The sequence below is a fragment of the Jannaschia aquimarina genome, from assembly GCF_000877395.1.
In the GTDB taxonomy this organism is placed as follows: Bacteria; Pseudomonadota; Alphaproteobacteria; order Rhodobacterales; family Rhodobacteraceae; genus Jannaschia; species Jannaschia aquimarina.
Genome location: NZ_JYFE01000003.1, coordinates 15704 through 42592, shown reverse-complemented (window position 1 = coordinate 42592; position 26889 = coordinate 15704). Strand labels below are relative to the sequence as shown.

Sequence of the window (26889 nt, the reverse complement as noted above, 5' to 3'; positions counted from 1 at the left end):
AGTTCGGTGTCGGCCGGACGCTTGGATCTGCGCCGACAGACACGCGGATCTATGCCGGCCAGGGCACAGGCCCGCCGCTGTGAGCAGCTCTTCTCCGTCATGGCCCAGTCCACGGCATTCCTCCTCGAACCGGGCCTCAGAAGTTTTTTCCAGGCATCTCTTTCAGCGTGGCCACATCCATCATCTGCTCGGCCAGCATCTTCTTCAGCTTCGCATTCTCAGCTTCCAGTGCCTTCAGCCGCTTCGCATCGGCGACCTCCATGCCGCCGTACTTGCGGCGCCAGTTGTAGAAGGTCGCATCGCTGATCCCATGCTTGCGGCACAGGTCCGGCGTGCTCATGCCCGCTGCATGCTCCTTCAGGATGCCAATGATCTGCGCTTCGCTGAAACGGCTTCTCTTCATCTCCTGTCTCCTCAGTTGGAGAACAGCCTAACCTCAAATCGAGGACGTTTCAGGGGAGCAGGTCATCTGGTGCTTCCTGTTCGAAGTCTGCATGCTGTCCCGTGGGTTGCTCGGTCGTCGAAATTCCAAAAAGGCTACTGTAAATCCCACTCTGGGCGGCCACCGTTTCTGGCGGCAACCGTCCCTGTGATGAGATATCCCCTGCCTCGAACAGACCGCCGATCAAATCATCGACTCCCGTTCCGGTTCTCTTGTTCCACTCCGGCGGCACGTAGGAGATGCCAGGTCTGAGCGACCCATCTTCAGCGTATTCAAGATACGTCTTAATTACGAGACCACTTTCTGGATCTACGTGCCGCACAAACGGAACCTGCGATCCATCCGGGAGCACTTCAGTTCCGATAATGCGAACATTTGTCGGATTATCGCCACCCTTCGTCAGAAGATCTGCGATAGCTTATATGCCACTTTCCCCGAGGCCTCCACCTAAAAGCGCGCCACTCAATCCACCGACAAATGCTCCGAGTGGACCATAAGTGCTTCCTGCCTTTGCAAAGAGCGTACCAAGGGTAGCAGCACCTCCCAATGTCCCGGCAATCCCCGATGCTTCAATAAGTGCTTGGCGGTAATTCTCGTCGCCTAGCTCGTCTGCCACGTCAATTGCGCCAAGTGTAACCGTGACCGCCGTACCACCTCTCTTCCCGAATCCTCGCAGGATATCGTCGTCTAGCTCTCTCGCGACATGGTCGACCCCTTCGAAAACAATCGTTGCGCCATAGCCGAGCAGCTCTATTTCCTCGTCCGATGCGTTGACCTCTGCCATTTCTATTTCTTTCTTCTCACCTGACCGGGAAGTTTGATCAGGATAACAGCGCCCGCACTGAAGATGTAACCGACGAGGCATAGCGTGAATACGACAGGCGGGAAGTTAAAAAATCTCGCAGTAATTAATGGGTTACCGCTGGCGCCAATAGGGACAAAAAAAAGGAAACCCAAAAAAGAACGAGGACAAAGGTTGGGAATAAAAAATATATAGATAGCCACTCTATCTTTGGTCCTGGTATCACTGATTTCGTCGATACAAACAAGCCCAAGGCGATATATATCGCAGAAGCGGCAGGCAGAACCGCTAGTGCGGCCATATAATAGGGTATGGTCTCTGGATCGTAGTTCTCGTAATATTCAAGTCTTGCGTCCGCAGTGCTTCTGATAGGCTCCGCAAGAGCGATGATGGCTTCTTGCGATCCGAGCCAGAATATCAAAAGGCTCGAAGCCAATGTATAGGCGATGAAGTTATGACGCTCGATTAGGCGGAACACCGGACGCTCCCTCGGTGGATTTCATTTGCAGGCTTACGGCCCCTCGGAAGCCGCTTCTTTTCGATCAGACGAAACAAGCTTGGTCGGGACCTGCTTTCAAGCCAGGGCGAAATACAATAGATAATTCGGCGTCTATTCTTCATTGTGTTGAGGGGGTCACAATCGGTCAGGCGATTTATTTGCACCAGCTCTGTTGCGCAAATCGCCTGACGGCCGGATTTCCCCTTTCTCCATCTGACGTCAGCCGACGGGCCGCGTGACGGGGATGCCGAGTGTAGTGAAGCGGTTGAGGATGGCGATGCGGACTTGGAGTTCGGCGGTCTGACGGTCGAAGTCTCGTGACGTGAGCTTCTGACCGAGAATTTTCATGCAGTTCATCTTCGTCTCGGCGCGGCTTCTGCGTAAGCGTCCGGCGTTCCTGCCCTGCCTGAGCGGTTAGCGTGGGCTTAGTGTCCATTAGCGATAGTGGACACTACGGGGCGGGTTTGGATGGCGAAGCGGGCGCGGAAGCGGCGCATCTGGGCGGATGACGAGAAGCGGATGATTTGCCGCCAGGCGCGGCTTCCCGGGATCTCGGTGAGCCAGGTGGCGCGGCGCTATGACGTGAACGCGAACCTGGTCTTTACGTGGTTGCGGGATGCGCGGTTCGCGCCGGAGGAGGCGGCGCCGCCGATCGAGGCGCTGGCCGCCCGGGCGGACGAGACGGTGGACGGCGCGACGACGGCCTTCTTGCCCGTGGAGCTGGTCTCGGATGCGGATGCGACGCCGCCACCGGACGGGCCGTCCGGGCCCCTCCCGGCGGGCGTGATGGAGATCGCGCTGGCGGGCGGGCACCGGCTGCGGGTGGAGGGGGCCTACGACCCGGACGCGCTTGCGCGCTTCCTGCGGGCGCTGTCGGAGCCTGCTCCATGATCCCGATCCCCGCCGGCGCGCGGGTCTGGCTGGCGGCGGGCGTGACGGACATGCGGCGCGGCTTCGCGACGCTGGCCGCTCAGGCCGAAGCGACGATGAAGGAGGACCCGTATGCCGGGCATCTCTTCGTCTTCCGCGGCCGGCGCGGCGATCTGATCAAGATGATCTGGTGGGACGGGCAAGGCGCGTGCCTGTTCTCCAAGCGGCTCGAGAAGGGCGTTCGGCGGGGTATCGGTCCACTGGACCGATCCCTGATCCGCCTCACCGTCTGGCCCGCGGCGAAGGACGGCAAGGTCGCGCTGACACCCGCGCAGTTGGCGATGCTCTTGGAGGGCATCGACTGGCGGACCCCGCAGAGGACCTGGCGACCGCTGCGGACGGGATAGAGGATTCCCAGGGGGATCAGGGCGCTGTAGCATTTGGACCATGCTCGACGAGGCCACCGCCCTCCCGGACGATCCCGACGATCTGCGCTCGCTCGCGGAGCGCCTGATCGCCGAGGTGAAGGCCCAGGCGGTCCTGATCGAGAAGCTGCGCCATCAATTGGCCGGGCACCGGGCGCACCGGTTCGGTGCCTCCGCGGAGACGGCCGAGCAGTTGCAACTGGCGCTCGAGACGAGCGAGCTCGCGGCGGCCGCGATGACCGCCAAGCTACGCCTGCCGGAGCCCGCCGAGGAGAAGGGCAAGCCCAAGCGCCGGCCCATCCCCGACCACGTGCCACGGACGGAGATCGAGCTGCTGCCCGCGCAGGACGAGTGCGCCGCCTGCGGCGGGCGGCTGCGGCAGGTCGGCGAGGATGTCACCGAAGAACTCGAGTATGTCCCGGGTCGCTTCGTGGTGAACCGCATCACGCGCCCGCGCTTCGCCTGCTCTGGCTGCGACGGCTTCACCCAGGTGGCTCTGCCATCGCGCCCCATCGAGCGCGGGCGTCCGGGACCCGGGCTCTTAGCTCATGTCCTCGTATCCAAATACGCCGACCACCTTCCGCTCTACCGCCAGTCCCAGGTCTACGCCCGCGAAGGGATCGACCTCGACCGCTCGACGCTGGCGGACTGGGTGGGCAAGTCCACCGCGCTGCTGGAGCCGCTCGCCGAGGCGATCGGCCGCCACGTGCTGGCCGGCCATGCGATCCATGCGGATGACACCCCGGTTCGGATGCTCGCGCCCGGCACCGGCAAGACGCAGACGGCGCGGCTCTGGACCTATGTGCGCGACGAGCGGCCGTGGTCCGGGCCCGCCCCGCCGGCCGCGCTCTACCGCTTCTCGGAAGATCGGAAGGGCAGCCACCCGGCGAAGCACCTCGCGGGCTTCAAGGGTTGGATGCATGCCGACGGCTATGCGGGCTTCGAGGAACTCTATCGCGGCGGGGACATCCGCGAGGTGGCGTGCCTGGCCCATGTGCGGCGCAAGTTCGTCGACGTGCATCGTTCCCAGAGCTCCGCCATCGCCGAGGAGACGATCGCCCGCATCGCGGACCTCTACGCCGTCGAGAAGTCCGTCCGCGGCGCGCCGCCCGAAGAGCGTGTCCAGACCCGTCAGGAGCACGCCGCCCCCGTCTTCGACGCGCTCGAGGTCTGGCTCGCCGAGCAGCTGCCCAGCCTGTCGGGAAAGACCCCGCTCGCGGTGGCGATCCGCTATGCGCTCAACCGCCTGCCGCGGCTCAGGCCATACCTGTCGGACGGACGCCTCGCGCCGGACAACAACGCCGCCGAACGCGCCATGCGCGGCTGCGCCCTCGGTCGCAAGAACTGGCTCTTCGCGGGATCGGCCGCCGGCGGCAAGGCCCTCGCCATCGCCGCCACCCTCATCGAGACCGCCAAGCTCAACGACGTTGACCCCCACGCCTGGCTCGCCGACACGCTCGCCCGCATCCCAGACTACAAGATCACACGCGTCGAAGAGCTCATGCCCTGGAACTACGCCAGGTAGCAGTCAGGCCGGACGCTTACAGATGCGGGAGTGCGCCTTGACGTCTCGAACCAACCGCAGATTGCGGCCGAACTCGGGGTAACACCTTGGCCTATCGACGAACTCCGGCACGTGCGAAACTTCATCGCGCACAAATCTAAGAGGTCGGCGCTTGCTGTCCGGGCAACGGGCATTGTTGGTGCCTCTGCCAACATCGACGTGCTTGAAACCGCGCTTCAATACGGCAACGCCGGCGCCAAGCGCTATATCGAGTGGATCAACTTTTCGAAAGGCGCAGCGGCGCGTCTGGTGGCATGATACTCTACGAGCACGTTAAGGCGGCGGTTCAGGGATAGGTCGGCTTCGAGCCAATCACTCCCGTCGTCCACGGATCAGGTACCGGGAGTTTGAAGAGGCCGCTTCTTTGCGCAGAGCTGCCGTTCCTATAAGTCGCAGCGAACGACCACACCCCGCGATCCAACTTCCTACTCCACCCCATACACCCCCTTCACCCGCTCCACCGCGGCCTCGGGGGAGACCTCCTCGCTCTCGCCCGTCCGGCGGCTCGTCAGCTCCACCTTGCCGGACTGCAGGCCGCGGGGACCGACGGTGATGCGCCAGGGGAGGCCGATCAGGTCCATGGTGGCGAACTTGGCGCCCGCGCGCTCGGAGCGGTCGTCGTAGAGCGGCTCCAGCCCCGCATCGACCAGTTGGCGGTAGATGCCCTCGCAGGCGCTATCCGTAGCGGCGTCTCCCTGCTTGAGATTGACGATGCCGGCGTGGAAGGGGGTCACGCCCTCGGGCCAGATGATGCCGTTCTCATCGTGGCTGGCCTCGATGATGGCGCCGACGAGGCGGCTGACGCCGATCCCGTGGGAGCCCATATGCACCGGCACGGGCTTGCCGTCGGGTCCCTGCACGGTGGCGCCCATCGGCTCGGAATACTTGGTGCCGAAATAGAAGATCTGCCCCACCTCGATGCCGCGTGCGCTGCGGCGGCGATCCTCGGGCACCTGCGCGAAGACGGCTTCGTCGTGGGTCTCGTCGGTGCGCGCGTAGCGGGAGGTGAACTCCTCCAGGATGCCCTGGCACTGGGCCACGTCGTCATAGTCGATGGCCCGGTCGCCGAAGCGCAGGTCGGTGATCTCGCTGTCGTAGAAGACCTCGGATTCCCCGGTCTCGGCGAGGACCAGGAATTCGTGCGTGTCCTCGCCGCCGATGGGCCCGCTGTCGGCGCGCATGGGGATCGCCTGGAGGCCCAGCCGCTCGTAGGTGCGCAGGTAGGTCACCAGGTGGCGGTTGTAGGCGTGGCGGGCGGCGGCCTCGTCGAGATCGAAGTTGTAGCCGTCCTTCATCAGGAACTCGCGCCCGCGCATGACGCCGAAGCGGGGGCGCATCTCGTCGCGGAACTTCCACTGGATGTGGTAGAGCGTCAGCGGCAGGTCCCGGTAGCTGCTCACATGGGAGCGGAAGATGTCGGTGATCATCTCCTCGTTGGTGGGACCGTAGAGCATGTCGCGGTCCTGACGGTCGCGGATGCGCAGCATCTCGGGGCCGTAGGCGTCGTAGCGGCCGCTTTCGCGCCAGAGGTCGGCGGGCTGGAGCGTCGGCATCAGCATGGGATGGTGGCCGGCGCGCTGCTGTTCCTCGTGGACGATCCGTTCGATCCGGCGGAGCACCTTCCAGCCGAGCGGGAGCCAGGAATAGATGCCGGCGGAGGATTGCTTGATCATGCCCGCGCGCAGCATCAGGCGGTGAGACGCGATCTGCGCCTCGGCGGGCGTCTCCTTGAGGACGGGCAGGAAGTAGCGGCTCAGGCGCATCGCGGGGCTCCGGGCGGATCGAGGTGCCTGCGCGGTAGCAATCGCGGCGGGCAGGGGCAAGTTCGCCCGGCCGATCACGTCGGCGTTATCCGGGCATCCGGACCGGTGCGCTTGGCGTTGAAGACGACTACAGCACCCGTTCCCGGTCGGCCTCGCCGTCCCGCAACCTCATCGAACGGATCGAGCGGAGGACCACGATGACCCATCTCAAGGCAGCGGCGTTCGCCGTGATCGCGGCGGCGCCGGCCGGCGCCTCGTCGGTCATCGAGGTCGCGCGAGCGTATGCCCGCCTCGGCACGCTGGTCACCGCGATCGAGGCGGCGGATCTGGCGGACATGCTGGCCGGGCCCGGACCGTTCACCTTGTACGCCCCCACCGACGACGCCTTTGCGGACCTGCCCGCGGGATCGGTCGAGGCGCTGCTCGATCCCGCGAATGGGGACAGTCTGAACCGCATCGTGCTCTACCATGTCGACGACAGGGCCCTGCGATCGACGGACCTGCCGGGCGGAACGATTCGCGTGCGCACGATGCTGGAAAGCGCGCGTCTCTGCGTGACGAACGATCGCGACGGGGTCCGGCTGGCGGATTCCACGCAGCAGGAGGCGCGCGTAGTCGAGGCGGATGTTCAAGCCGATAACGGCGTGATCCACGTGATCGACAAGGTCCTGGTCCCGGGCGGGCTGCTCGATTGCGAGTCCCGCGAATGGGTCATTCGTCCACAGGCCCGCGGAGCGCCTTGACCTCGGCCCGGCGCTTCTTGGCGGCGAGCCGCCGCCGGATGCTGCCCCGCGTCGGTTTGATCGGAACGCGCCGCTTTGGCTTTTCCTGCGCCTTCACCAGTAACTGGACCAGACGGTCGCGCGCGATTTCGCGGTTCTGGGCCTGACTGCGGGCCTCTTGGGCAAAGATCACCACGGCCCCATCCTGCGTCCAGCGCCGTCCGGCCAGCCGGCGCAGACGGGACTTCACCGGACCGGGCAGGTTCGGGGACCGGTCGGCCTCAAACCGCAATTCGACGGCGGAATTGACCTTGTTGACGTTCTGCCCGCCGGGGCCTGAGGCGCGGACGAACTGCTCCGTCAGCTCCCAGTCCTCGATTTCGAGCGCGCCGGCACGCAGGCTCATGAGGCGCGCTGGGTGCGCACCCGGCCTTCGGCGCCCAGCGAGGAGGCGAGGGACCGGAACCGCGCTTCGGCCACTTCCCCGAACAGGGCCTCGCCGTCGCCCGACGGCAGGATCAGTTCCAGTTCCTGCTTTTTGGGATAGAGCTTGAGCGTCCCCATGAGCGCGGGATCCTGGGCCGCGAACATCGCCCCGAAGCGCATGGCCTTGCCGACGATCTCTGCCTGGAGGATGTCCTCTTCGGTCATGAGGTCGGCGAGCGTCTCGAAGGACGTCCCCTCGCGCCGGTTGCGGTAGCGATGGAGCAGGGCCAGCCCGAGGAAGACCCGTTCGGAATGGGTCAGGCCGCCGAGATTGGCCCGCGTCGCGTTGTCGAAACAGACTTCGGCCCGGTAGTCGGGATGGGCGCGCCAACTGACGTCGTGCAGCAGGCAGCAGGCCCGGATCAGGCGCCGGCGGCGGTCGGAGGCCCGCGAGAAGAGCGGTTTGACGAAGTGGTAGAGAACCCGCCCGAAGCCGGGCACGCGGGCATCCTTGGCCTCGGCGAAGCGGCAGCTTTCGATCAGGGGGTCGCGGGCACGCAGGACGTCGGGCATCCGCTCGTAGAGCAGACCCTCCCGGATCCCGTAGGAGGAGACGGCGATATCCTTGGGGCGCAACGTCCGCAGGACGCGGCCCAGAACCTCGGCCGCCACGGGGACCAGCGACATCCGGGCCGAGGACGTGCGCGTGCGCTTGCCCAGATCCGACATGTCGGCCCCGTCGATGAAGTCGAGGGTCGCGCGCAGATCCTTGGGCGTCATGGTATATTCGTGCAGGACCTGGAGGGGATATCCCCGCCGCTCCATGTCGATGCGGGCGATGGCCCGCCAGGAGCCGCCGACGAGGTAGAGATGGTCGGTCCGGTCGCGGCCCAGCTTGGCCGTCATGGCGGCCAGCCCCTCGTCGATGGCGGCCTTGCGCTTGGCGCGCGACTTCAGGTCCTGCAGCTTGAGCGGCCCCAGCTTGCCCGAGACAGCGTTGCCGACATGGCCCCCCGACAGATGCGCCAGTTCCATCGACGAGCCGCCGATATCGCACATCACCCCCTCGGCCTCGGGCCATCCCAGCAGGACGCCCTGCCCCGACAGGCGCGCCTCTTCCGCGCCGTCGACGACCCACAGCCTGAGGCCGGTCGTCGCCTCGACCTCGGCAGCGAAGGCCGGGCCGTCACTGGCCTCGCGGATGGCGGCGGTGGCGGCGGCCGTCAGCGAATTCACCTCGAACCCCCGAGCAAGGATCGCGAAGCGCCGCAACGCGGCCAGCGCCCGCTCCCGGCCCTCAGGGTTGAGGAGGCCGGTTTCGCCCAGCCCCGCGCCGAGGCCGCAGAGGATCTTCTCGTTGAAGAAATAGGCCGGCGAGCGGGCCGCGCCGTCGAAGATGACCAGCCGGACGGAGTTCGACCCCACGTCGATCACCCCGACCCGACGCAGCGAGCGCGCCTCTGGGCCGTCGAAGAGCGGTGCGCCGAACGGGCCGTAGCCAGCCAGATCCTCGGTGTCATCCTTCATGCGTCCCCCCGCCGCTCGATGCGACGACTGGCATGGCCGCGCGGCACAGGTCAACGCGGACGACGTGGCCCGGCCGGAAACGACGTCGCCGGATCGCGTCCGCCGTGGAGCCGCCGGAACCGGCGGATCGGCCGCGGTCGCCCTTCGCATTCCGGCGCGTTCCCGAGCGGAACGTGAACATCAGATTAAATTTTCAGAAATTTTCGCCAAATCGGCACCAATCCGCTTGTCGCGCCGGGGGAAGATTGGCAAATCTCCGCCTGCCCGTGCGGGACGGGTTCACCAGTACCCACGAAACAGGGCGCTTCGCCCGGAAGGACGGTTTTTGATGAGCATCATCCAGGGAAACAATGTCGGCCCCACGAACGACGCCTCCACGATCAGCGGAACGTCGGGCGACGACCGGCTGCTGGGCGGTGGACGGGACGACACCATCGCGGGCAATGACGGCGACGACTTCATCGATGGCGGTCGCGGGCGCGACTTCCTGCTGGGCAACGAAGGTAATGACATCGTCTTCGGTCAGGCCGGCCGGGACGTCGTGCTGGGCGGCCGTGGCGACGACCTCGTTCGCGGTGGCACCGGCTTCGACACGGTCGAGGGCGGCTTTGGCACCGATATCCTCGAAGGCGGCGCCGATGACGACGTCTTCGTGTTCTTCGCGCGCACGGCCGGGTTCGCCGATGACGACGCCGAGGCCGGCAGCGCCATCGACACGATCATCGACTTCGAGGAAGGCGACAGCATCGCCTTGGCCAAGTTCGGCGAGATCGACGTGATCGTGACCCAAGTCGGCGGCGACGTCGTGATCTCGGTCGACGTGGACGGCGAAGGCGGCGAGGACGCCTACAATATCGCGATCGTCGAGAACACGACGGCGCAGGAAGTCGAGTCCGCGATCGTGTTCGACGACTCGCCGTTCTGAGGTCTCTCGACCGACGACGCGGATTGCGGGCGCCCCCTTGGGCGCCCGTTTTCGTCGGGCCTGCCGCGGATCAGGCTGCCCAGGCGAGCTTGTAGGAATGGATCTCGAAGGTCGGGTGCATTTCCGACCCGGCGAGACCGGCCACGTGGTGGCGGTAGGTCGACCGCCAATAGGGCTGAATGATCACGCCCTCGTCGCGGAGGATCTGCTCCAGCCGCTCCATCAGGACGCGCCGTTCGTCGGCATCGGCGATCGAGAGGGCCTGGGCCAGCGTCTCGTCGAATTCGGCGTTCGAGAAGCCGGTCTCGTTCCAGGGCTCGCCGGACCTGTAGGCCAGTGCGAGGACCTGCACGCCCAGCGGCCGCTGGGCCCAGTCGGTGGTCGAGAACGGATATTTGGACCAGTCGTTCCAGAAGGTCGATCCGGGCAGGACGGTGCGGCGAATGGCGATCCCCGCATCCCGAAGCTGGCCCGCGACGGCATCCGCCGTAGGACGCCGCCAATCGTCGTCGATGGAGACGAGTTCGTGCTCGTACTCCTCGAAGCCCGCCTCGGCGAGCAGGGCAAGCGCCGCCTCCGGATCGTGTTCCGGGGCGGGAAGTTCCGCATATTCGGGATGCAGCGGAGAGACGTGATGGTTTTCCGCGACGATGCCGCGCCCGCTATATCCGAGTTCGAGAAGGACGGAATTATCCACGGCGAGGGCGAGGGCCCGGCGGACCCGCGCATCGGCATAGGGCGTCACGCCGTCGATCTCGGCCTGCTGGTTGGTCCGGATCACCAGCGTGTTGGCCGTGATCGCTTCGGAGATCTCCCAGCCGATGCCGTCCAGCACCTCGATGAAGTCGCCCAGCGACTCGTAGACCATGTCCACCTCGCCGGCATCCGCGGCGGCCACGACCGACGCCTGATCCGTCCCGAAATCCACGAACTCGATCCGCTCCATCCGGGCGGGACCGAAGACCTCCGTGCCCCACCATGGGTGGTCCGGGTTCCGCACGAGAACGGCGCGCACGCCCACATCGAGGCTTTCGGGCAGATACGGGCCGGTGCCCTTGGGGTTCTCCATCGGATCGCCGGAAAAGCCTTGGGGAACGATCGCGGCCGGATAGTCGGAGAAGCTGGCGATGAGGGTGATATCCGGTCGGGCCAGCGACAGCGTCACGGTCCGCTCATCCGTCACCGCGATCGCCCCATCGCGCGCGACGCCGGTTTCCTCGTCGATGAGCGAGGCCATCCGGCCGGCCATCGAGTTGCCTTCGACATCACGCTCGCACCAGCGGGCGACGTTGTAGGCGACATCCTCGGCCGTGAAGGGCGTCCCGTCGTTCCAGGTGACCCCAGGCCGGACGTTGAGGACGTACTCGGTCGCGTCCTCGTTGACGGACCACCCTTCCAGAAGCATCGGGCCGATCGAGCCGTCACGGTCGTATTCCACGAGATATTCGAGCCACCCGCGCGAGAAGTTCGACATCTGCGGCCAGTCATAGGTCCGCGGATCGCGGAGTGCCTTGACCGTGCTTTCGATGCGGACGGTTCCACCATCGCTCAGATGCGCGTCGGCGCGGGCGGGTCGCGGCACGCCGATCAGGGCGTAGGCCGCCGCCGCGGACACGCCGAGCGACGTCGCCCGCGTCAGGAACTCGCGTCGCGACAGCGTCCCCTCGGCGACCTCTCGGGCATGGGCGATAGCGGCGGGATGGAGTTCGGTCTTGTTCAGCATGGGCTGCCTCATGGAAAGCACATCACGTGCCGGCCACGGCGCACGCAATCTGGAAATGTCGGGTGAGTGGGTCAGCCCTCCGCGTGGCGGCGCGCAACGTCATGTCGGCCTCAGGCTGCGTGATCGAGTGAACCAGACGAGGGCCGCGATTGCAAATGCCTGCGCGGTCAGCCCCGCGAATGGGTCAGTTCCGGAACATCCGCCGCGCCCGCACTGCCGCGCCCCGAAAGCGACGGGTTCTCCATGAAGAACCGATGGCAACTGAACGGCGTCTCGGTCGCCGACAGGTCGGGGCGGTGCCATTCGCCCTCTGGCTGCAAGACCCAGCTCTGGGCCACGTCGGCCAGGTTCGCCGCCATGATCTGCTCGACGATCTGTGCCTTCACCGTCGGGTTCACGCATTCGACCAGCGTCTCGACCCGGCGGTTCAGGTTGCGGCCCATCCAATCGGCCGAGCTGATATAGACCCGCGCCTTCTTGCCGGGCAGACCGGTGCCGTTGCCGAAGCAGACGATGCGCGAATGCTCCAGGAAGCGGCCGACGACCGACTTGACACGGATCGTTTCGGACAGGTCCTTCACGCCGGGCCGCACGCCGCAGATGCCCCGGATCACGAGGTCGATGGGAACGCCGGCGCGCGAGGCGGAATAGAGCGCGTCGATCACGTCCGGCTCGATCAGCGAGTTCATCTTGGCCCAGATCGCCGCCGGGCGACCGGCTTGCGCATGGGCGATCTCTGCCTCGATGCCGGCGAGCAGCGTGTCCTTCAGCGAGGTCGGCGAAATCGAGAGGTTCTCCAACCCGTCCGGCGGGGCGTAGCCCGAGATGTAGTTGAACACCTTGGTCGCGTCGCGTCCCAGAGCCGGGTTGCAGGTAAACAGGCTGAGATCGGTATAGATGCGCGCCGTGATCGGGTGGTAGTTGCCGGTGCCGAAATGGGAATAGGTGACCAGCTTGCCGCCCTCGCGGCGCACCACGGTGCTGATCTTGGCGTGGGTCTTGTAGTTGGTGAAGCCGTAGACGACGTGGGCGCCCGCCCGTTCCAGCCGGCGGGACTGGCGGATATTTGCGGCCTCGTCGAACCGGGCCTTGAGTTCGACCAGAGCGGTGACCTGCTTGCCCGCCTCCGCCGCCTCGCAGAGGGCCGCGACGATGGGCGAATTGCGCGAGGTCCGGTAGAGCGTCTGCTTGATCGCCACCACGTCCGGGTCGGTCGCCGCCTGTTCGAGGAAGCGGATGACCATGTCGAAGGTCTCGTAGGGGTGATGCAGCAGCATGTCCTTCTGGCGGATCGCCGCGAACATGTCGCCGTCATGGTCCTGCACCCGTTCGGGGACGCGCGGGCTGAAGCTCGGCCAGAGCAGGTCGGGGCGGCTGTCGACCACAAGCTCCTTGAGGCTGGCCAGACCGATCAGGCCGTCCACTTCGATGATCTCGCCATCCTCGACGCCGATCTCGTCGAGGATCTCGTCGCGTAGTCCGGTCGGCGCGTCGGCGGTCATCTTCATGCGCACGATGTCGCCGCGGCGGCGGCGCTTGAGCGCGGTCTCGAACTCGCGGACCAGGTCTTCGGCCTCCTCCTCGACCTCCAGGTCGCTGTCGCGGAGGACCCGGAAGGCGAGATGTCCCACGAGGCGGTAGCCGGGGAAGAGCCGCTCGATCTGCATCAGAAGCAATTCCTCGAGTGGCAGGAAGCGGATGCAGTCGCCTTTGTCGGGCAGGCGAATGAAGCGGTCGATCTGGTTCGGGACGGGCAGAAGGGCGCGCAAGGTTCGCTTGTCGGTCCGACGCTCAAGCTCCACCGCCAACGCGAACCCTTCGTTCGGGATGAACGGAAACGGGTGCGCCGGGTCGATGGCGAGGGGCGAAAGGACGGGAAAGACCTGCCGGAGAAAGTGATCGGCCATCGCCTCCCGCTCGGCCTTGCCGATATCCGCAGAGGACAGAAGACAAATGTCCTCTTCCTCCATCTGCTTGCGCAGCGCCTTCCAGACGTCCTGCTGACGCTCCAGCAGGCGGCCCGCATTCTCGTCGATGAGGATGAGCTGTTCGGCAGGCGTCCGTCCGTCCGCGGCGGGCGTCGTGTTGCCCGCGCGGGCCAATTCGCGCAGGCCGGCGACGCGGACGGTGTAGAATTCATCCAGATTGGCCGCCGAGATCGAGAGGAAGCGCAGACGCTCCAGCAGTGGGACGCGGGGGTTCTCGGCCTCTTCGAGAACGCGCCAGTTGAAGGCCAGCCACGAAAGCTCCCGGTTGAAGACCCGGCCGGGGCCGGTGATGCGCGCGTCGTCCAGCGCCACCGGCTCCGGATGCGGGGCGCGCAGGAAGTCCGCGGCGGGCGGAACGGGGGCGGCTGTGTCCGGCATGGGGCAGCGTCCGTCGGCTATCTGTGAGGGTCGCGTGACAGTAGAAATGCCAGCCCGACTTGTCCAGTTGGCGTCAGTCCGGGCCGAGGACCGAGCGGGCGAGCGCCAGATCGAGCGCGACGCCCTGGGCCAGCGCCTCCCTGTCCAGACGTTCGACGGTCGCGATGGCCGCGGCATGGCTGCGCTCGATCCGGCGGAGAAGCCAGCCGATGAGCGCCGGCCTGACGGAAAGCTGCCGGTCGGCGAAGAGCTTGACGAGGATCATCGACAGGAGCGCGTCGTCGGGTGCCTCGATCGTGACGGGCACGAGCGAGGCGAGGCGCGACGCGAGATCTGGCAGCGCCACATTCCATTCGGACGGCGGCCGGCGCCCCGTCAGCAGCAGCGGCAGACCGGCCTGCGCGGTCGCGTTCCAGAGGTGGAACAGGGCCTCTTCATCCACGCCCCGGTCGGCGTCTTCGACGCAAAGCGGCCCGCCGGCAAGCGAGGGCGCATCCTCGGCGCGCAGCTTGGCGGCTGGCAAGACGGCCGCACCGGCCTCGGCAGCCCAGATGCGGACCAGATGGCTCTTGCCCGATCCTTCGGGACCGATGAGCGCGAGGCGCGCCTGCGGCCAGTCCCGCCAGCCATCCACGGCGGTGGCCGCAGCCGCGTTGGAGGTGGAAACCATGAAGTCCTCGCGCCCGGTCGCGACGCGAACGGGGAGGGGAATGCTCAACTGCATCGGATCACTCCGCGGCGTCGTGCCGTGCTTCGGTCTGCTCTTCCGGGCCCGGATCGGCGACCGTCGGGGGTGGCGGTCCGTCGTCGGGGTTGGCGCCCGTATAGAGCCGGCTCGCCTTGTACTCCGAGACGAGGAACCGCGCCAGCACGCCCAACGCCGCCGCGACCGGCACGGCGACCAGCATTCCGACAAAGCCGTAGATCGTCCCGAAGGCCGAGAGCGCAAAGAGAAGCCAGACCGGGTGCAGGCCGACGCTTTCGCCCACCAGCTTGGGCGTGAGGATGTTGCCTTCGAGGAACTGCCCGGCCGCGAAGATGGCCGCGACCAGCCCGATCGAAGTCCATTCACCCCAAAATTGGAACAGGGCGAGGCCGATGGCGAGGCCCCCGCCGACCAGCGCGCCGACATAGGGAATGAAGGTGATCAGCCCCGCAATGGCGCCGACCACGAGCCCGAATTGCAGCCCAACCAGCATCAGCCCGACACTATAGAACGTGCCGAGGATCAGGCAGACGGTCAGTTGGCCCCGCACGAAGCTGGCCAGCGTGCGGTCGATCTCCGAGGCCAGGCGGCGGATCGTCCCGACATGTTCGCGCGGAAGCAATTCGTCGATGCGGGCCACCATCCGGTCCCAGTCGAGCAGCATGTAGAAGGCCACCACCGGGACAACGACGATGAAGACGAGCGCGTTTACGACGCCGAAGACGCCCGCGACAAGCTGACGGGCGAGGACGCCGCCCCGTTCGCGCGCCATCTCGCCCAGATCCGTCAGGCCGCGGCGGAGCAGACCTTCCTCTTCCATGATGTCCGGGAAACGGATCGTCAGCCAGTCGCGCAGCGCCTCGAACAGGCCGGGCGCGGCCTGTGCCAACGCGGTGCCCTGGCGTATCAGGGACGGGATGATGATCCCGACCGCCAACAGCAGTCCGAGAAGACCCACCAGCGTGATGATGGCCGTCGCGCCCACACGGGGCAGGCCCAGCGCCTCCAGCCGGTCGGCCAGGGGATCGAGGATATAGGCGATCGCCCCACCCACGATGAAGGGCAGCATGACCTCGCCCAGATACCAGAGCAGGATCAGGAAGACGACGGCGGCCAAGCCCCAATAGGTCACCTGCTGTCGTGCCGGCAGCGCCATGCGAGTCCCTCCGATGAACGCAAGGTAGATGACCTTCGCCCGGTCCGGGCGCAAGACTTGGGCGGGATGCGGGCGGCGCCTGTTGCAGCGCAAGCATCGTCGGAGGACCGTGACGTCGAGGCGGCACGCCGCGCATCAGGCGGACCCCTCAATGCGCGGTCTCGTCCACCTCACCGACGGTGAAGAAGAAGCCGGGCGCAGGATCGCCGAACGCCACCTCGTCCGGGACGGCGTCCGGCCCGGCGAGAAAGACATTCGCGCCGAAATGGCGGTGGAGCCGGGACAGTCGCTTCATCCGCTCGCCCGTCACCTCCGAGTAGAAGCGCGCGAAGGCGGGGGCCGCGCGCAACTCGGCGATCCGCGCGCGATGGGCGGCGATGCAGGCGTCATGGGTAGCGCGGATGCCGGGCAAGGCCAGGAGGCGCCCCATCTCGGCTTCGAGCGCGGGAAGGTGGCGCAGGATCGACCGATCCTCCTCGGCGTTGTTGTTCATGCGAAACCAGTAGCCCAGGCCCTGATCCCGCTCGACATGGTTTACCCGGCCACGGTCGCGCTTGACGAGAAAGCTCTCGGCGTCGCGTACGGCATAGTGGTTCAGCGTCACCAGATCGTAGCCGACGGTCGACGTGGTGGAGCGCCAGCCGTTGCGCAGCATCTCCTTCGGCATGGGGCGACCGGAGCCGTTGACCCATGCGATGTCCTCCCACAGCTCGGGGCGCAGGCCCTTGGGCCGGTGGACGCCCATCTTCTTGTAGATGTCCATGTTCCGGAAGAGCGTCTTGAAGCCCCAGGCCTGATGCGGCTTGCGCGTCATCCTGGGCGCGCAACGCAGAAACCGCGCGGAGGTGGGGGTCGTGTCGAAAGTGTCGAGGTCCGCGTTCCCAAACAGCCGCCAGGTCATCGAGATCATGTTGGCGCCGCCCACGGCCGCATAGAGGTCGCTGAGGTGACCCGAACCCACATGGACGTCGATGAACTCGTCCACATCCATGCAGATGCCCCATCCGGCGCGGGCCATCACCGGCTCCGCCTCGGCGGCGGCGAGGGCGGCATGCTGGGGCTTCATATCCTCGTAGCCCGGCTCGCGGAACGGGTTCTGACGGTGTTGGACGATGCCCTGGGATTGCAGCTGGTCCAGCAGCGTGTCCGTCCCGTCGGTGCAATCGTTGGTGTAGATCAGGAAGTCGTCCACGCCGATGGCCCGGTGATGGGCCAGCCATTCGAGGATGAACGGCCCCTCGTTCTTCATGCAGGTCACGATGGCCGTGCGACCCGGCATCGCCGCAGGCAGGGCGCCGGGCCGGGCCGTGGCGCGGGCGGGCGGGAGGACGGGCTTGTGACCCACCTCCCGCGCCAGTGCGACGAGCGCGTCATCGGCCGTCAGCGAGGATTTCGGCGCGAGCGGCAGGCCGCCCCCCTCGGTCACGCGCAGGGCCATCGCCCGCAGGAACGGCTCGGTGTCGTCGGCGTCAGAGGGGACGCCGCCGATCCGCACGAGCCGCCAGGGCTGATCCTCGGGGATGCGGCCGGGCACGCAGACCCAGCGGCGGTTGCCGCGATCCTCGTCGAAGCGGTCGCAGATGTGATCGAAGAGCGTAGGATCGGCGCCCTTGCGGATGCGCCACGGGAAAACGCGGCGCCCCACAAGCGGCGCGACCCCGGTTTCGGCGCCGCGCGCCGTCTCGAAGGCATCGGCATCCGGCGCGAGGTAGTCATGCACGTCCAGACTGGCCACCGCAGCTGCGCGCGACAGGAAGCGCCAGCGCAGCGCCTCGTAGAGACCGATCTGCCCCAGCGGCGCCGTCCAGCGGTCTACCGGTCGCGGGTCCATCCGGTCCTTGCCGGGGGCATCGGGCGCGGTGATCGGATGGCGCTCGCTCGGCAGGTTCTGTCCAAGCGGGACCGGAGCGTGCAAGAGGACGACGCGAACGAGGCCGGGTATGTCCAACCCGTCAAGGTCGAGGGGCGCCTCGTCAGGACGGTGCCTGTCGACGATGAGGGCGGCCTGCACGCCATGGCGTTCGGCGTGCCAGTGAAGCCAGGTTTCCACGTTGTCCCAGCTCTCTCCGTTGCGTGTGCCCATCAGGACGTCGAGACCGGCGAAGAGGCCGGTCTCCGCCTCGCTCAGGGACACGGGCCCGGCGCCGCAGGGCAAGGGCCCCTGCCCGGCCCATGTCAGATGCGCCACCGGACAGCCGCCGACGACGCGGACCGCCGCATCCCGGAGACCGGGCACGGCCTCCAGCCCCAGCCTGCGTGCGTCCGCCCCGGATGCGAGGACGACGTGGATGCGGCTCCGGTCGCGCACGGCTTCGAGCACCGGCAGACCGCCGGGCGTGGAGGTCGTCATCGCGCGGGTCAGGATCTCGGTCATTCCGGATCTCTCGCATGGCCGTCCCCGGATTTGGAGCCATGCGTGGCCCGGGTCAGCGCGAGCAGCCGCCCGAGTTGGTCCGGCGGCGGAACCACACTCGACGGGGCCATGGCGAGCCGGCCCGCGAGGCGCACCCCCTCCTCCGTGGACAGGATGCGGCCGAGTTCAGCCTGATGCCAGGCGCGGCTCGCCGCTTCGGCTTCGGCCACGCCGGGAAGTGCCCGCAGACGCGCCGTCTCCGCCTCGAGCGCGGGGAGGTGGGGATCGAAGCTGCTGTCTTCGACCGTGTTGAAGTTCCGCTCGACCCAATAAGTCAGGTCGATCGCCTTGGAGGTCCGGTTCGGCAGACCGCGCACCGACTTGACGAGAAACTCTTCGACAGAGCGCACGGAATAGTGGTTGAGCTGGACCCGACGCCCCTGCGCCGCGCGCCCGCCGCGCCAGAGCAGGATGCGGCCCGGCCGGCCGGCCAGATCGTCGCGGCGCGCGCCGGTCTCGTCATGGAAGACCGGCGGTCCGGCCTGACGCGGGCGATGGACGCCGAAGCCCGTGAACGGTCCGCGCAAATCGAACAGCGTCTTGAAGAAGCTGGCGAGGACGGGATAGGCAACGGCCTCGGGCGCGGCGCGGCGGAAGCGCGCGGGCGTGGCCCCTTGCCCGGCCTCGAACCGGCCCGAATTCCCGAAGAGCCGCCATGGCAGCGCGATGGCCTGCGCGCCGGGCATGCCCGCGATCAGGTCGGGAAGGCTGCCGCCGACCTGGCAGACATATTCGTCGGTATCGATGGCAAGCGCCCAGTCGCAGGCCGCGCGCAGCGGGTGGTCCCATGCCGCGGCCAGTGCGCGCCATTGCGGCGTCGGTCCGTCCCGCCCCCGGATCGCGCCCTGAGGGACATGCACAAGCCCGGCGGGCGACAGAGCATCGGCCAGCGCCTCCGTCCCGTCGCGGCAATCGTTGGTGAAGGCCAGCACATCGGTGACGCCGATCGCCCGGTGATGGGCGAGCCAGTCGAGAAGGAACGGTCCTTCGTCGCGCAGGGTCGTCACAGCCAGGATGCGCATCTTGGTTTCCATTCGCGAGACAAGTCGGGCGAGATGTGTAGAATTGGTTCCCTCTCATCGACAGATGAGCACCATTTTAGGCAAGACAGGGACAGACTCATGGCGAGACCGGTGCCATATTAGCCACGATTTCCGCGCATTTGCGGAATCGGTTCGACGAGGGTCATCCATCTGAGGGTTTCATGCATCACGACGCGAATTCCGGCGAAGAAACCTTGAGGGCGCTTCTGACCGACGGCCTGCGTCTCGGCGGCTGGGTCCGGGACATCGGACCCGAGCATATCGCGTGCCTCCAACCGGGGATCGGCGAAGGGGCGGCGACCCTGCTGGTCTCGTTCGAGATGATGGACGCCACGCTGGCGCGCGGTCGCGTCTGGCCGGAGCGTCTGGCCGAACGGCGGGGCTGGTCGACCCTGACGATCCTGTCGCGCGGACGCAGCTTCTATCGCGACCCCGCCCTGGCCCATCTCTTCGACGAGATGACCGACGAAGGCGACTTCGACGATTACGACCAGGTGATCTTCATGGGTGGCGGAACGGGCGGCTACGCCGCGGCGGCCTATTCCGTGGCGGCCCCCGGCGCGATGGTGATCGCGATCGCCCCGCTTGCGACCCTCGACCGGTCGGTCGCCCCTTGGGAACGGCGTTTCCGGTCGGCCTGGTCGCTCGACTGGACCACCCGGTACGGGTTCGCGCCGGATATGATCGACGCCGCAAGTCAGGTCTTCGTGATCTCCGACCCGACCGAGGCGTTCGACTCGATGCATGCGTCGCTGTTCCGCGGCTCGCATGTCGCTCACCTCCGCGCGACACATGCCGGTCCCGACCTCGCCGAACGGCTGGAAGCGATCGGCATTCTCGACCGGCTGGTCGCCGGGGCCGCAAGCGGGTCTTTGACGCCTCTGCGCTTCGCACAGCTCTGGCGCGGGCGGCGACGGGACCGGGTCTGGCTTGCACGTGTCATGCGCAAGCTCGATCGTCTGGACCGGCCTTGGCTCAGCGCGCTGTTCGCGCGCCATGTCACCGAACGCCACGATCTTCCTGCTTTCCGGCGGCGCCTCGCGACCGCACGAGCGCAACTGCTGGCCGAGGGCCGCGACTTGCCCGAGCGGGCAGAGGCGCGCCGGGCCGGTTGAGGCGGCGCCGAGACGGGTCAGGCCAGCGCGGCCCGCTCTAGCGCCGGATACCTGAGACCCAGAGTGACGCCCCGCGCGACGAACGAGATCATGAGCGCGGCCCACAGGCCGTGGTTCCCGAACGGCGGGACCAGCAGCAGCGCCGCCACGAGGTAGGTGGCAGCAGAGACGGCCATCATGTTCCGCATGTCCGCCGTCCGGGTCGCGCCGATGAAGACCCCGTCGAGCATCCACGCGGCGACACCCAGGAACGGCGCGGCGATCATCCAGGGAAGGAAGGTCCTCGCCGCTTGTCGCGTTTCGGGGTCGGTGGCCATCAGGTCGATCAGGGCCGGGCCGCCCAAGGCGAAGGCGAGCGCCAGGACCGTGACCGTCGCCAGCGCCCATTGGGAACAGATCGTCACGGACCGCCGCAACAAGGGCCGGTCTCCGGCCCCGAAGTAACGTCCGACCAGCGCCTCGACGGCGAAGGCGAAGCCGTCCATCGCGAAGGCGGTGATATAGAGGAACTGCAAAAGGACCTGATTGGCGGCGAGCGTCACGTCTCCGAAGGCGCCTCCGTAAAGCAGAAAGCTGGTGAAGGTCGCCTGGAGCAGAAGCGTTCGGATCAGAATGTCGCCGTTCACCGCCACCATCCGCTTGAGGCGTGCCGGGTCGGCGACGCGCGCCCGATCGCGCCAGGCCGGGTTGCGGAACGCGTCGCGGCAGAACCAGACCCCGAGCGCCGCGCCCGACCACTCGGCCAAAAAGGTGGCCCAGGCGACGCCGGTCACGCCCCAGTCGAGGCCCAGCACGAACCACAGGTCCAGCACGATATTCATCCCGTTCATGCCGATCTGTATGAACAGGACGGCGTCGGTCCGCTCCTGCGCGATGAGCCAGCCGGTCAGGCCGTAGACCGCGATGGCGGCAGGGGCGGACCAGATGCGGATCGCCATGTAGTCGCGGGCCATCCCCTCGACCTCCGGCGTCGCGGGCGAGACCGCGAAAGCGCCCGCGAAGAGTGCGGCTTGTCCAAGGATCAGCGCCGCCCCCGCAGCCCCCGCGATCAGCAGGGCGCGGGTAAGCAGGGCAGCGACCTCTTCGTCCTCATCCTTTCCCAATGCCTGCGCGACCAGGCCGGTCGTACCCATCCGCAGAAAACCGAAGATCCAGTAGACCGAGGTCAGGATGATCGCGCCGACGCCGACCGCGGCGATGGGCGCGGCCTCCCCCATCTGCCCCACGACGCCCGTATCGACGGCGCCCAGGATCGGAACGGTGGCGTTCGACAGGACGATAGGCAGGGCGATGCGCAGGACGCGCCGATGGGATGGCGCCCCCTTGGGGACGGCCTCGTTCACCCCGGACGCTCCGACCCGCCGGGCATAAGGAAATGCGCGGTGCCCTGCGCGAAGAGACGGGCGCGGTTGTCCTGCCATGCCTCGACATGGACGGAGGCATAGCGGCGCCCCGACCGATTGATGCGCGCGCGGGCATAGGCATCGCGCGGCAGGCCCGAACGCAGGTAGTCCACCGTGAAGTCGATCGTCTTGGGCAGCCGTGGCATGGCGTCCGGGGTCAGGTCCTCCGGCCGCAGGCGCCCCTCTTCCAGATCGTCCCAGAGCATCGACCAGGACAGGGTGACGATGGCGGTCACTTCGAGAAAGGCCGCCGTCACGCCGCCGTGGATCGCGGGCAGGGCGGGATTGCCGATGATCTTGGGGTCGAAGTTCAGCACGCCGGTCAGCTCGTCCCCCCGGCGGTCGAAGGTGATGCCGAGAAAGCGGATATAGGGAACGCCTTCGACAAGGGCCGCAAGCGCGGCATCCCGGCGGCGCTTGATCTCCTGAACGGGCTCGGGCGGCATCACGGGCCCACCGTGAAGGCGCCGTTCGCGACGGCGACGAGGCCGTCCTCGTCGCTGGCCTCGGCGCGCACGAAGGCTGCCGAGCGAGTGACGTGAAAGCAGGTCGCCGTGGCCGTGACGCGCGAACGCGGCTTGGCGGCACGCATGTAGTCGATCCGCAGGTCAATCGTCGCCGTCATCGCGGGCGCATCGGGATGGCAGAGGACGGCCGCGCCGCCGCAGGTATCCATCAGCGCGCTGACCGCGCCGCCATGGATGACGCCGGTGCGGGGGTCGCCCACGAGCTGTTCGGCCCAGGGCATCGACAGGACGGCGACGCCCTCCCCCGCGCGGTCGACCCGCATGCCCAGCGCCCGGCAATGGGGCAGCGCCTCGATGAATTGCCGCGCGGCGCGGGCGCGGGGGTCGTCTTCGCTCATGCTCAAGTCATGCCCGCGACGCGCCGCCGCGGCAAGCGCGCCCGATGGACAGATCCGCCGGCAGCGTGGCAGGATGCCGCAGGGAGGACTTGCATGACCGAACGGTTGGACTTCAAGCAGATGTGCGCGCGGTTCGACGTCACGCCACGCACGCTGCGCCATTACGAGTATATCGAGTTGCTGCGCCCCGAACGCGAGGGGCGCGCGAGGTTCTACGGTCCCCGCGAGATCGCGCGAATGACGCTGATCCTGCGCGGGCGGAAGTTCGGCTTCTCGCTGGAGGAGATCCGGCAATGGCTGGAGCTCTACGATGCCGACCCCGAGGGACGGACCCAGATGGAGACCTGGGTGCGCCTGGCGGACCGCCAACTCGCCGAGCTGGACGAACGCCGCAGGCATCTGGACGAAGCGATCGCCGAGCTGCGCGCGTTGCGGGACGACGTCGCGTCGAACCTAACAAAATAAAGGGGAAACGCGCCTCAGGCTTCCCCGCCAAACCGCTTTGGACGCGACAATTCGTGTCCCAAAACTTGCCGGAATGTTTGCGATCCTTACGTCAATCGCGAAGTGACGCAGCGTCCGGCTTACGTTAACGTCAATTGCGCTTGTATGGTGCGGTCGCGGTCAGCAAATCGGCGTCTCGTTGATGAGGACTGACCAGGAGAAACGAGGATGTCCGATACCTTGATGACGATTCGCGAGATGTGCGACGCCTTCCAAGTGACGCCCCGCACCCTGCGCTTCTACGAAGCGAAGGAGTTGCTCTTTCCAAAGCGGGAGGGACAGAAGCGTCTGTTCACCCGCCGCGACCGCGCCCGCCTCAAGCTGATCCTGCGCGGCAAGCGCTTTGGCTTCAGCCTGGAGGAGATCCGCCAGCTGCTCGATCTCTACGATCTGGGCGACGGCCAGTTCACCCAGTTCGCCCGCACGATCGAGATCGGCCGCGAACGTCTGGCCGGCATGATCCGCCAACGCGACGAACTCAACGAGGCGATCGCCGACCTCGAAGAGCAATTGCGCTGGGGCGAGCAGCAGCTCGAAGACATCGCGCCAACCCGGCGCGCCAGCTGAACCAGACACGCGACAGACGTCGCATATCTACGACCGGAGGAGACGAGAATGCCCACCTACACCGCCCCCACCAAGGACATGCAATTCGTCCTGCACGATGTGTTGGGCATCTCGTCGCAAGACATTCCGGGCTACGAGGATCTCGATCGCGACTTCACGGGCGCGATCCTGGAAGAGGCGGGGAAGATCGCATCGGAAGTGCTCTTCCCGCTCAACGAGGTGGGCGACCGTCAGGGCTGCACCCTGGAGAACGGCGTCGTCCGCACACCCGAAGGGTTCAAGGAAGGCTTCGACCAGCTGCGTGACGGGGGCTGGACGTCGCTCGACTGCGATCCGGAATATGGCGGCCAGGGGCTGCCCTACATCATGTATACCTGCGTGGGCGAAGTGCTGTCGGCGTCGAACATGGCCTTCAACATGTATTACGGCCTGACCCACGGCGCCTATTCCGCGATCCACGTACACGGAACCGACGAGCAGAAGCAGAAGTGGCTTCCCAAGATGGTCACCTGCGAATGGACCGGCACCATGAACCTGACGGAGCCTCATGCCGGCACCGATCTGGGCATGATGCGCACCAAAGCCGTCCCGCAAGAGGATGGCAGCTACAAGATTTCGGGGCAGAAGATCTTCATCTCCGCCGGCGATCACGACATGTCCGAGAATGTCATCCACCTGGTCCTGGCCAAGATCCAGGGCGGGCCGGACGGCATCAAGGGCGTGTCCCTGTTCATCGTGCCGAAGTTCAAGGTGAACGACGATGGCAGCCTCGGGCCCCGCAACGGTGTCTCGGTCGGCAAGATCGAAGAGAAGATGGGCATCCACGGCAACTCGACCTGCGTCATGAACTACGACGAGGCAGAGGGCTATCTGCTCGGAACCGAGCACAAGGGCATGCGCGCGATGTTCACGATGATGAACGAGGCGCGGCTCGGCGTCGGCCTGCAAGGCTATGCCCAGGCCGAGGTGGCCTACCAGAACGCGCTGGCTTATGCCGTCGATCGACTGCAGGGCCGCGACGTGACGGGCGCGAAGAACCCCGACGGCCCCGCGGATCCGCTGATCGTGCATCCCGACATTCGCCGGAACCTGATGGATCAGAAGGCCTTCGTCGAAGGCGCGCGGGCCTTCGTTTTCTGGGGCGCCACGATGATCGACCGGGCAATGCGGGCCGAGGACAAGGATGCGGACGGCCTGATCTCTTTGCTGACGCCGGTCATCAAGGGCTTCCTGACCGACAAGGGCTACGAGATGGCGACCAACGCCCAGCAGGTCTATGGCGGCCATGGCTACATCGAGGAATGGGGCATGTCGCAATATGTCCGCGACGCCCGCATCGCCATGATCTACGAGGGCGCCAACGGCGTCCAGGCGCTGGATCTGGTCGGCCGGAAGCTGGCTCAGGACGGCGGCAAGCACGTCATGGCCTTCTTCGAGATGATCAAGTCGTTCTGCACCGAGCACAAGGACGACGAGGACATGGCCGGCTTCGTCGGCCCGCTGAAGGAGGCGTCCAAGGATCTGCAGGCGGCCGGCATGTACTTCATGCAGGAAGGCATGAAGAACCCGAATGCCGCGCTGTCGGGCAGCTACGACTTCATGCATATGATGGGTCATGTCTGCCTTGGTCTGATGTGGGCCCGGATGGCCAAGACCGCGCAGGACGCGCTCAAGCAGGACGGTGCGGATCGCGACTTCCTGGAGGCCAAGATCGCCACGGCACGCTACTACATGGCGCGTCAGCTTCCGGCGACGAAGATGCATCTGGGCCGAATCCAGACCGGGCCGGAGACGGTGATGGCGCTGGAATCGACGGCGTTTTGATACCTGGGATGGGGGGCGGCTGCGTCTCTCATCCTGCCTGAAATATCCCGGGGGTCCGGGGGCAGGGCCCCCGGTCCTTCCGGTCCGACTGGGAGGATCGGATGGCGATCGAGCTTCACTGCTTCGGAGAGAGCGGGAACTCCTACAAGGCGGCGCTGGCTTTGGAACTGGCCGGTCTCGACTGGGTGCCTGTCAAGGTCGACTTCTTCGCCGGAGAGGCCCGCAGCCCGGAATGGCGCGCGCAGAACCCCATGGGCGAGGCGCCGGTCCTGGTGGACGGCGACTTCCGTTTGTCCCAGTCCGGGGCGATCCAGCAATGGGTCGCCGACCGGACCGGCAAGTTCGGGGGCGAAGGCGACGACCGGTATCAGGTCCTGCGCTGGGTCCTCTGGGACAATCACAAGCTTTCGTCGCAGGCGGGGATGACCCGATTCCTGATGAACTTCCTGCCACCGGAAAAGCGGCCCCAACCGGTCGTCGACTTCATGCAGGGCCGTCTGCGCGCGACCTATGACGTCCTCGAAAGCCATCTCGCGGGCCGCGACTGGATCGTGGGCGACGGTGTGACCAATGCCGACCTCAGCTGCTGCGGCTACCTCTTCTACCCGGAGCCCTTCGGGTTCGACCGCGCGGACTGGCCGAATATCGACCGCTGGTTGTCGAACATCGAAGCGCTCGACGGGTGGAAGCATCCCTACGACCTGATGCCGAGAGCCCTGCCCTCGAAATGACAAACCCGTCTGCATACCGGATGCCCGGAACGGAGGCGTCATGCTGGGACGGATCGCCTTGGGCGGCATCTGGGCGTATCAACGCTGGCTCAGCCCCCGAAAGGGCTGGCGGTGCGCATACTCGGTCGCGCATGGCGGGACCGGATGCTCCGGCTATGTCAAGCACGCCATCCGCGAGCACGGGCTGTGGCGGGCGATCCCGCTGGCCCGCGTGCGGTTCCGCGAGTGCAAGCAGGCCGCCCTGGCTTTCGCAGCGCAGCCCGCGCGCGACGGAGCGCGTACCGAACCCCGCAAGCGCAACGACAAAACACGCAGGCGGTGCAACAACGCCTGCGACTGCGGCACCGGGGCGTTCGATGGCTGTGCCTTTCTGCCCTCGTCCTGCGCCGTTCCTGCGCGGGCGGCGGGCACGTCCAAGGCATGCGATATCATGCCTTGCGACGGCGATATCGGCTGCGGCGCCTGCCAGATCGACGTCTGCTCCTGCGGCTGACCCCTATTTCCGCGC

Annotated in this window: 25 protein-coding genes and 2 pseudogenes; 12 read left to right on the top strand and 15 right to left on the bottom strand. The window is 66.7% G+C overall.

Features of this window, described 5'->3' with window-relative positions; genetic code table 11:
* From jaqu_RS00520 to jaqu_RS00515, 3 genes and pseudogenes are all read right to left on the bottom strand, one after another.
* Window positions 1–403 (bottom strand): annotated as a pseudogene (locus jaqu_RS00520) (transposase); the annotation flags it as partial.
* A 457-nt stretch (window positions 404–860) separates the two neighbouring features.
* Window positions 861–1226 carry a hypothetical protein gene (locus jaqu_RS21265; protein WP_141134379.1) on the bottom strand — a complete coding sequence of 122 codons (366 nt, stop codon included), beginning with the start codon at window positions 1224–1226 and terminating at the stop codon, window positions 861–863.
* Between the two features lie 736 nt (window positions 1227–1962).
* Window positions 1963–2136, bottom strand: a pseudogene (locus jaqu_RS00515) (IS5/IS1182 family transposase); the annotation flags it as partial.
* 75 nt (window positions 2137–2211) lie between these two features.
* Here jaqu_RS00515 and tnpA point away from each other — a divergent pair.
* From tnpA to jaqu_RS00495, 4 genes are read left to right on the top strand one after another with little or no spacing between them, the layout of a single operon-like run.
* Window positions 2212–2634, top strand: a complete 423-nt coding sequence (gene tnpA, locus jaqu_RS00510) for an IS66-like element accessory protein TnpA (RefSeq protein WP_043916967.1) — start codon at window positions 2212–2214, stop codon at window positions 2632–2634.
* Complete coding sequence (gene tnpB, locus jaqu_RS00505; RefSeq protein WP_043916966.1) at window positions 2631–3020, top strand: IS66 family insertion sequence element accessory protein TnpB; 390 nt, start codon at window positions 2631–2633, stop codon at window positions 3018–3020. Before tnpA ends, tnpB begins: the two co-directional genes overlap by 4 nt.
* A 40-nt stretch (window positions 3021–3060) precedes the next feature.
* A complete protein-coding gene (gene tnpC, locus jaqu_RS00500; protein WP_043916965.1) occupies window positions 3061–4563 on the top strand; it encodes an IS66 family transposase in 1503 nt (500 codons plus the stop codon).
* 30 nt (window positions 4564–4593) lie between these two features.
* The gene (locus tag jaqu_RS00495) at window positions 4594–4860 is read left to right on the top strand and encodes a hypothetical protein (protein ID WP_043916964.1); all 267 of its coding nucleotides are present in this window, start codon (window positions 4594–4596) and stop codon (window positions 4858–4860) included.
* 167 nt (window positions 4861–5027) lie between these two features.
* Here the strand turns inward: jaqu_RS00495 and proS are convergent, their stop codons facing one another.
* Window positions 5028–6365, bottom strand: a complete 1338-nt coding sequence (gene proS, locus jaqu_RS00490; RefSeq protein WP_043916963.1) for a proline--tRNA ligase — start codon at window positions 6363–6365, stop codon at window positions 5028–5030.
* Between the two features lie 197 nt (window positions 6366–6562).
* On the opposite strand from proS, the gene jaqu_RS00485 reads away from it, so the two are divergent.
* Window positions 6563–7108, top strand: a complete 546-nt coding sequence (locus jaqu_RS00485) for a fasciclin domain-containing protein (protein WP_084629217.1) — start codon at window positions 6563–6565, stop codon at window positions 7106–7108.
* Here jaqu_RS00485 and arfB read toward each other — a convergent pair.
* Window positions 7077–7493: an alternative ribosome rescue aminoacyl-tRNA hydrolase ArfB gene (arfB, locus tag jaqu_RS00480; protein WP_043916962.1), complete on the bottom strand. Its 417-nt coding sequence runs from the start codon at window positions 7491–7493 to the stop codon at window positions 7077–7079. The genes jaqu_RS00485 and arfB overlap by 32 nt on opposite strands.
* On the bottom strand, window positions 7490–9040 hold the full coding sequence (locus jaqu_RS00475; protein WP_043916961.1) for a Ppx/GppA family phosphatase: 1551 nt from the start codon (window positions 9038–9040) through the stop codon (window positions 7490–7492). Before jaqu_RS00475 ends, arfB begins: the two co-directional genes overlap by 4 nt.
* 328 nt (window positions 9041–9368) lie before the next feature.
* On the opposite strand from jaqu_RS00475, the gene jaqu_RS21540 reads away from it, so the two are divergent.
* Entirely contained in the window at window positions 9369–9965 is a 597-nt protein-coding gene (locus jaqu_RS21540; protein WP_052500678.1) for a calcium-binding protein, read from the top strand.
* 70 nt (window positions 9966–10035) lie between these two features.
* On the opposite strand, the gene jaqu_RS00465 is transcribed toward jaqu_RS21540, so the two are convergent.
* The 6 genes from jaqu_RS00465 to jaqu_RS00440 form a co-directional block, all read right to left on the bottom strand.
* The gene (locus tag jaqu_RS00465) at window positions 10036–11688 is read right to left on the bottom strand and encodes an ABC transporter substrate-binding protein (RefSeq protein ID WP_043916960.1); all 1653 of its coding nucleotides are present in this window, start codon (window positions 11686–11688) and stop codon (window positions 10036–10038) included.
* Window positions 11689–11855: 167 nt separating this feature from the next.
* On the bottom strand, window positions 11856–14054 hold the full coding sequence (locus tag jaqu_RS00460) for an RNA degradosome polyphosphate kinase (protein ID WP_043916959.1): 2199 nt from the start codon (window positions 14052–14054) through the stop codon (window positions 11856–11858).
* Window positions 14055–14127: 73 nt separating this feature from the next.
* Window positions 14128–14778, bottom strand: coding sequence for a P-loop NTPase family protein (locus tag jaqu_RS00455; protein ID WP_043916958.1), 651 nt, complete (start codon window positions 14776–14778; stop codon window positions 14128–14130).
* A gap of 4 nt (window positions 14779–14782) precedes the next feature.
* The gene (locus jaqu_RS00450; RefSeq protein WP_084629213.1) at window positions 14783–15916 is read right to left on the bottom strand and encodes an AI-2E family transporter; all 1134 of its coding nucleotides are present in this window, start codon (window positions 15914–15916) and stop codon (window positions 14783–14785) included.
* Between the two features lie 148 nt (window positions 15917–16064).
* A complete protein-coding gene (locus jaqu_RS20320) occupies window positions 16065–18290 on the bottom strand; it encodes a glycosyltransferase family 2 protein (RefSeq protein WP_052500677.1) in 2226 nt (741 codons plus the stop codon).
* The gene (locus jaqu_RS00440) at window positions 18287–19363 is read right to left on the bottom strand and encodes a glycosyltransferase family 2 protein (RefSeq protein WP_052500676.1); all 1077 of its coding nucleotides are present in this window, start codon (window positions 19361–19363) and stop codon (window positions 18287–18289) included. The genes jaqu_RS20320 and jaqu_RS00440 overlap by 4 nt, the downstream gene beginning before the upstream one ends.
* A 170-nt stretch (window positions 19364–19533) precedes the next feature.
* Between jaqu_RS00440 and jaqu_RS00435 the strand changes: the two genes are divergently transcribed.
* Window positions 19534–20487 carry a hypothetical protein gene (locus tag jaqu_RS00435; RefSeq protein WP_052500675.1) on the top strand — a complete coding sequence of 318 codons (954 nt, stop codon included), beginning with the start codon at window positions 19534–19536 and terminating at the stop codon, window positions 20485–20487.
* A gap of 17 nt (window positions 20488–20504) precedes the next feature.
* Here the strand turns inward: jaqu_RS00435 and jaqu_RS00430 are convergent, their stop codons facing one another.
* From jaqu_RS00430 to jaqu_RS00420, 3 genes are read right to left on the bottom strand one after another with little or no spacing between them, the layout of a single operon-like run.
* Window positions 20505–21830, bottom strand: a complete 1326-nt coding sequence (locus jaqu_RS00430; RefSeq protein ID WP_043916957.1) for an MATE family efflux transporter — start codon at window positions 21828–21830, stop codon at window positions 20505–20507.
* Window positions 21827–22336, bottom strand: coding sequence for a PaaI family thioesterase (locus jaqu_RS00425; protein WP_043916956.1), 510 nt, complete (start codon window positions 22334–22336; stop codon window positions 21827–21829). Before jaqu_RS00425 ends, jaqu_RS00430 begins: the two co-directional genes overlap by 4 nt.
* Window positions 22336–22755 carry a PaaI family thioesterase gene (locus jaqu_RS00420; protein WP_043916955.1) on the bottom strand — a complete coding sequence of 140 codons (420 nt, stop codon included), beginning with the start codon at window positions 22753–22755 and terminating at the stop codon, window positions 22336–22338. The genes jaqu_RS00425 and jaqu_RS00420 overlap by 1 nt, the downstream gene beginning before the upstream one ends.
* Before the next feature lie 93 nt (window positions 22756–22848).
* On the opposite strand from jaqu_RS00420, the gene jaqu_RS00415 reads away from it, so the two are divergent.
* The 5 genes from jaqu_RS00415 (at window position 22849) to yidD (ending at window position 26874) form a co-directional block, all read left to right on the top strand.
* Complete coding sequence (locus jaqu_RS00415; protein ID WP_043916954.1) at window positions 22849–23220, top strand: MerR family transcriptional regulator; 372 nt, start codon at window positions 22849–22851, stop codon at window positions 23218–23220.
* A gap of 207 nt (window positions 23221–23427) precedes the next feature.
* Entirely contained in the window at window positions 23428–23826 is a 399-nt protein-coding gene (locus tag jaqu_RS00410; protein WP_043916953.1) for a MerR family transcriptional regulator, read from the top strand.
* A gap of 48 nt (window positions 23827–23874) precedes the next feature.
* The gene (locus jaqu_RS00405) at window positions 23875–25650 is read left to right on the top strand and encodes an acyl-CoA dehydrogenase C-terminal domain-containing protein (RefSeq protein ID WP_043916952.1); all 1776 of its coding nucleotides are present in this window, start codon (window positions 23875–23877) and stop codon (window positions 25648–25650) included.
* A 101-nt stretch (window positions 25651–25751) separates the two neighbouring features.
* Window positions 25752–26381 carry a glutathione S-transferase family protein gene (locus tag jaqu_RS00400; protein ID WP_043916951.1) on the top strand — a complete coding sequence of 210 codons (630 nt, stop codon included), beginning with the start codon at window positions 25752–25754 and terminating at the stop codon, window positions 26379–26381.
* A gap of 40 nt (window positions 26382–26421) precedes the next feature.
* On the top strand, window positions 26422–26874 hold the full coding sequence (yidD, locus tag jaqu_RS20315; protein ID WP_052500674.1) for a membrane protein insertion efficiency factor YidD: 453 nt from the start codon (window positions 26422–26424) through the stop codon (window positions 26872–26874).
* Window positions 26875–26889 lie beyond the last annotated feature (15 nt).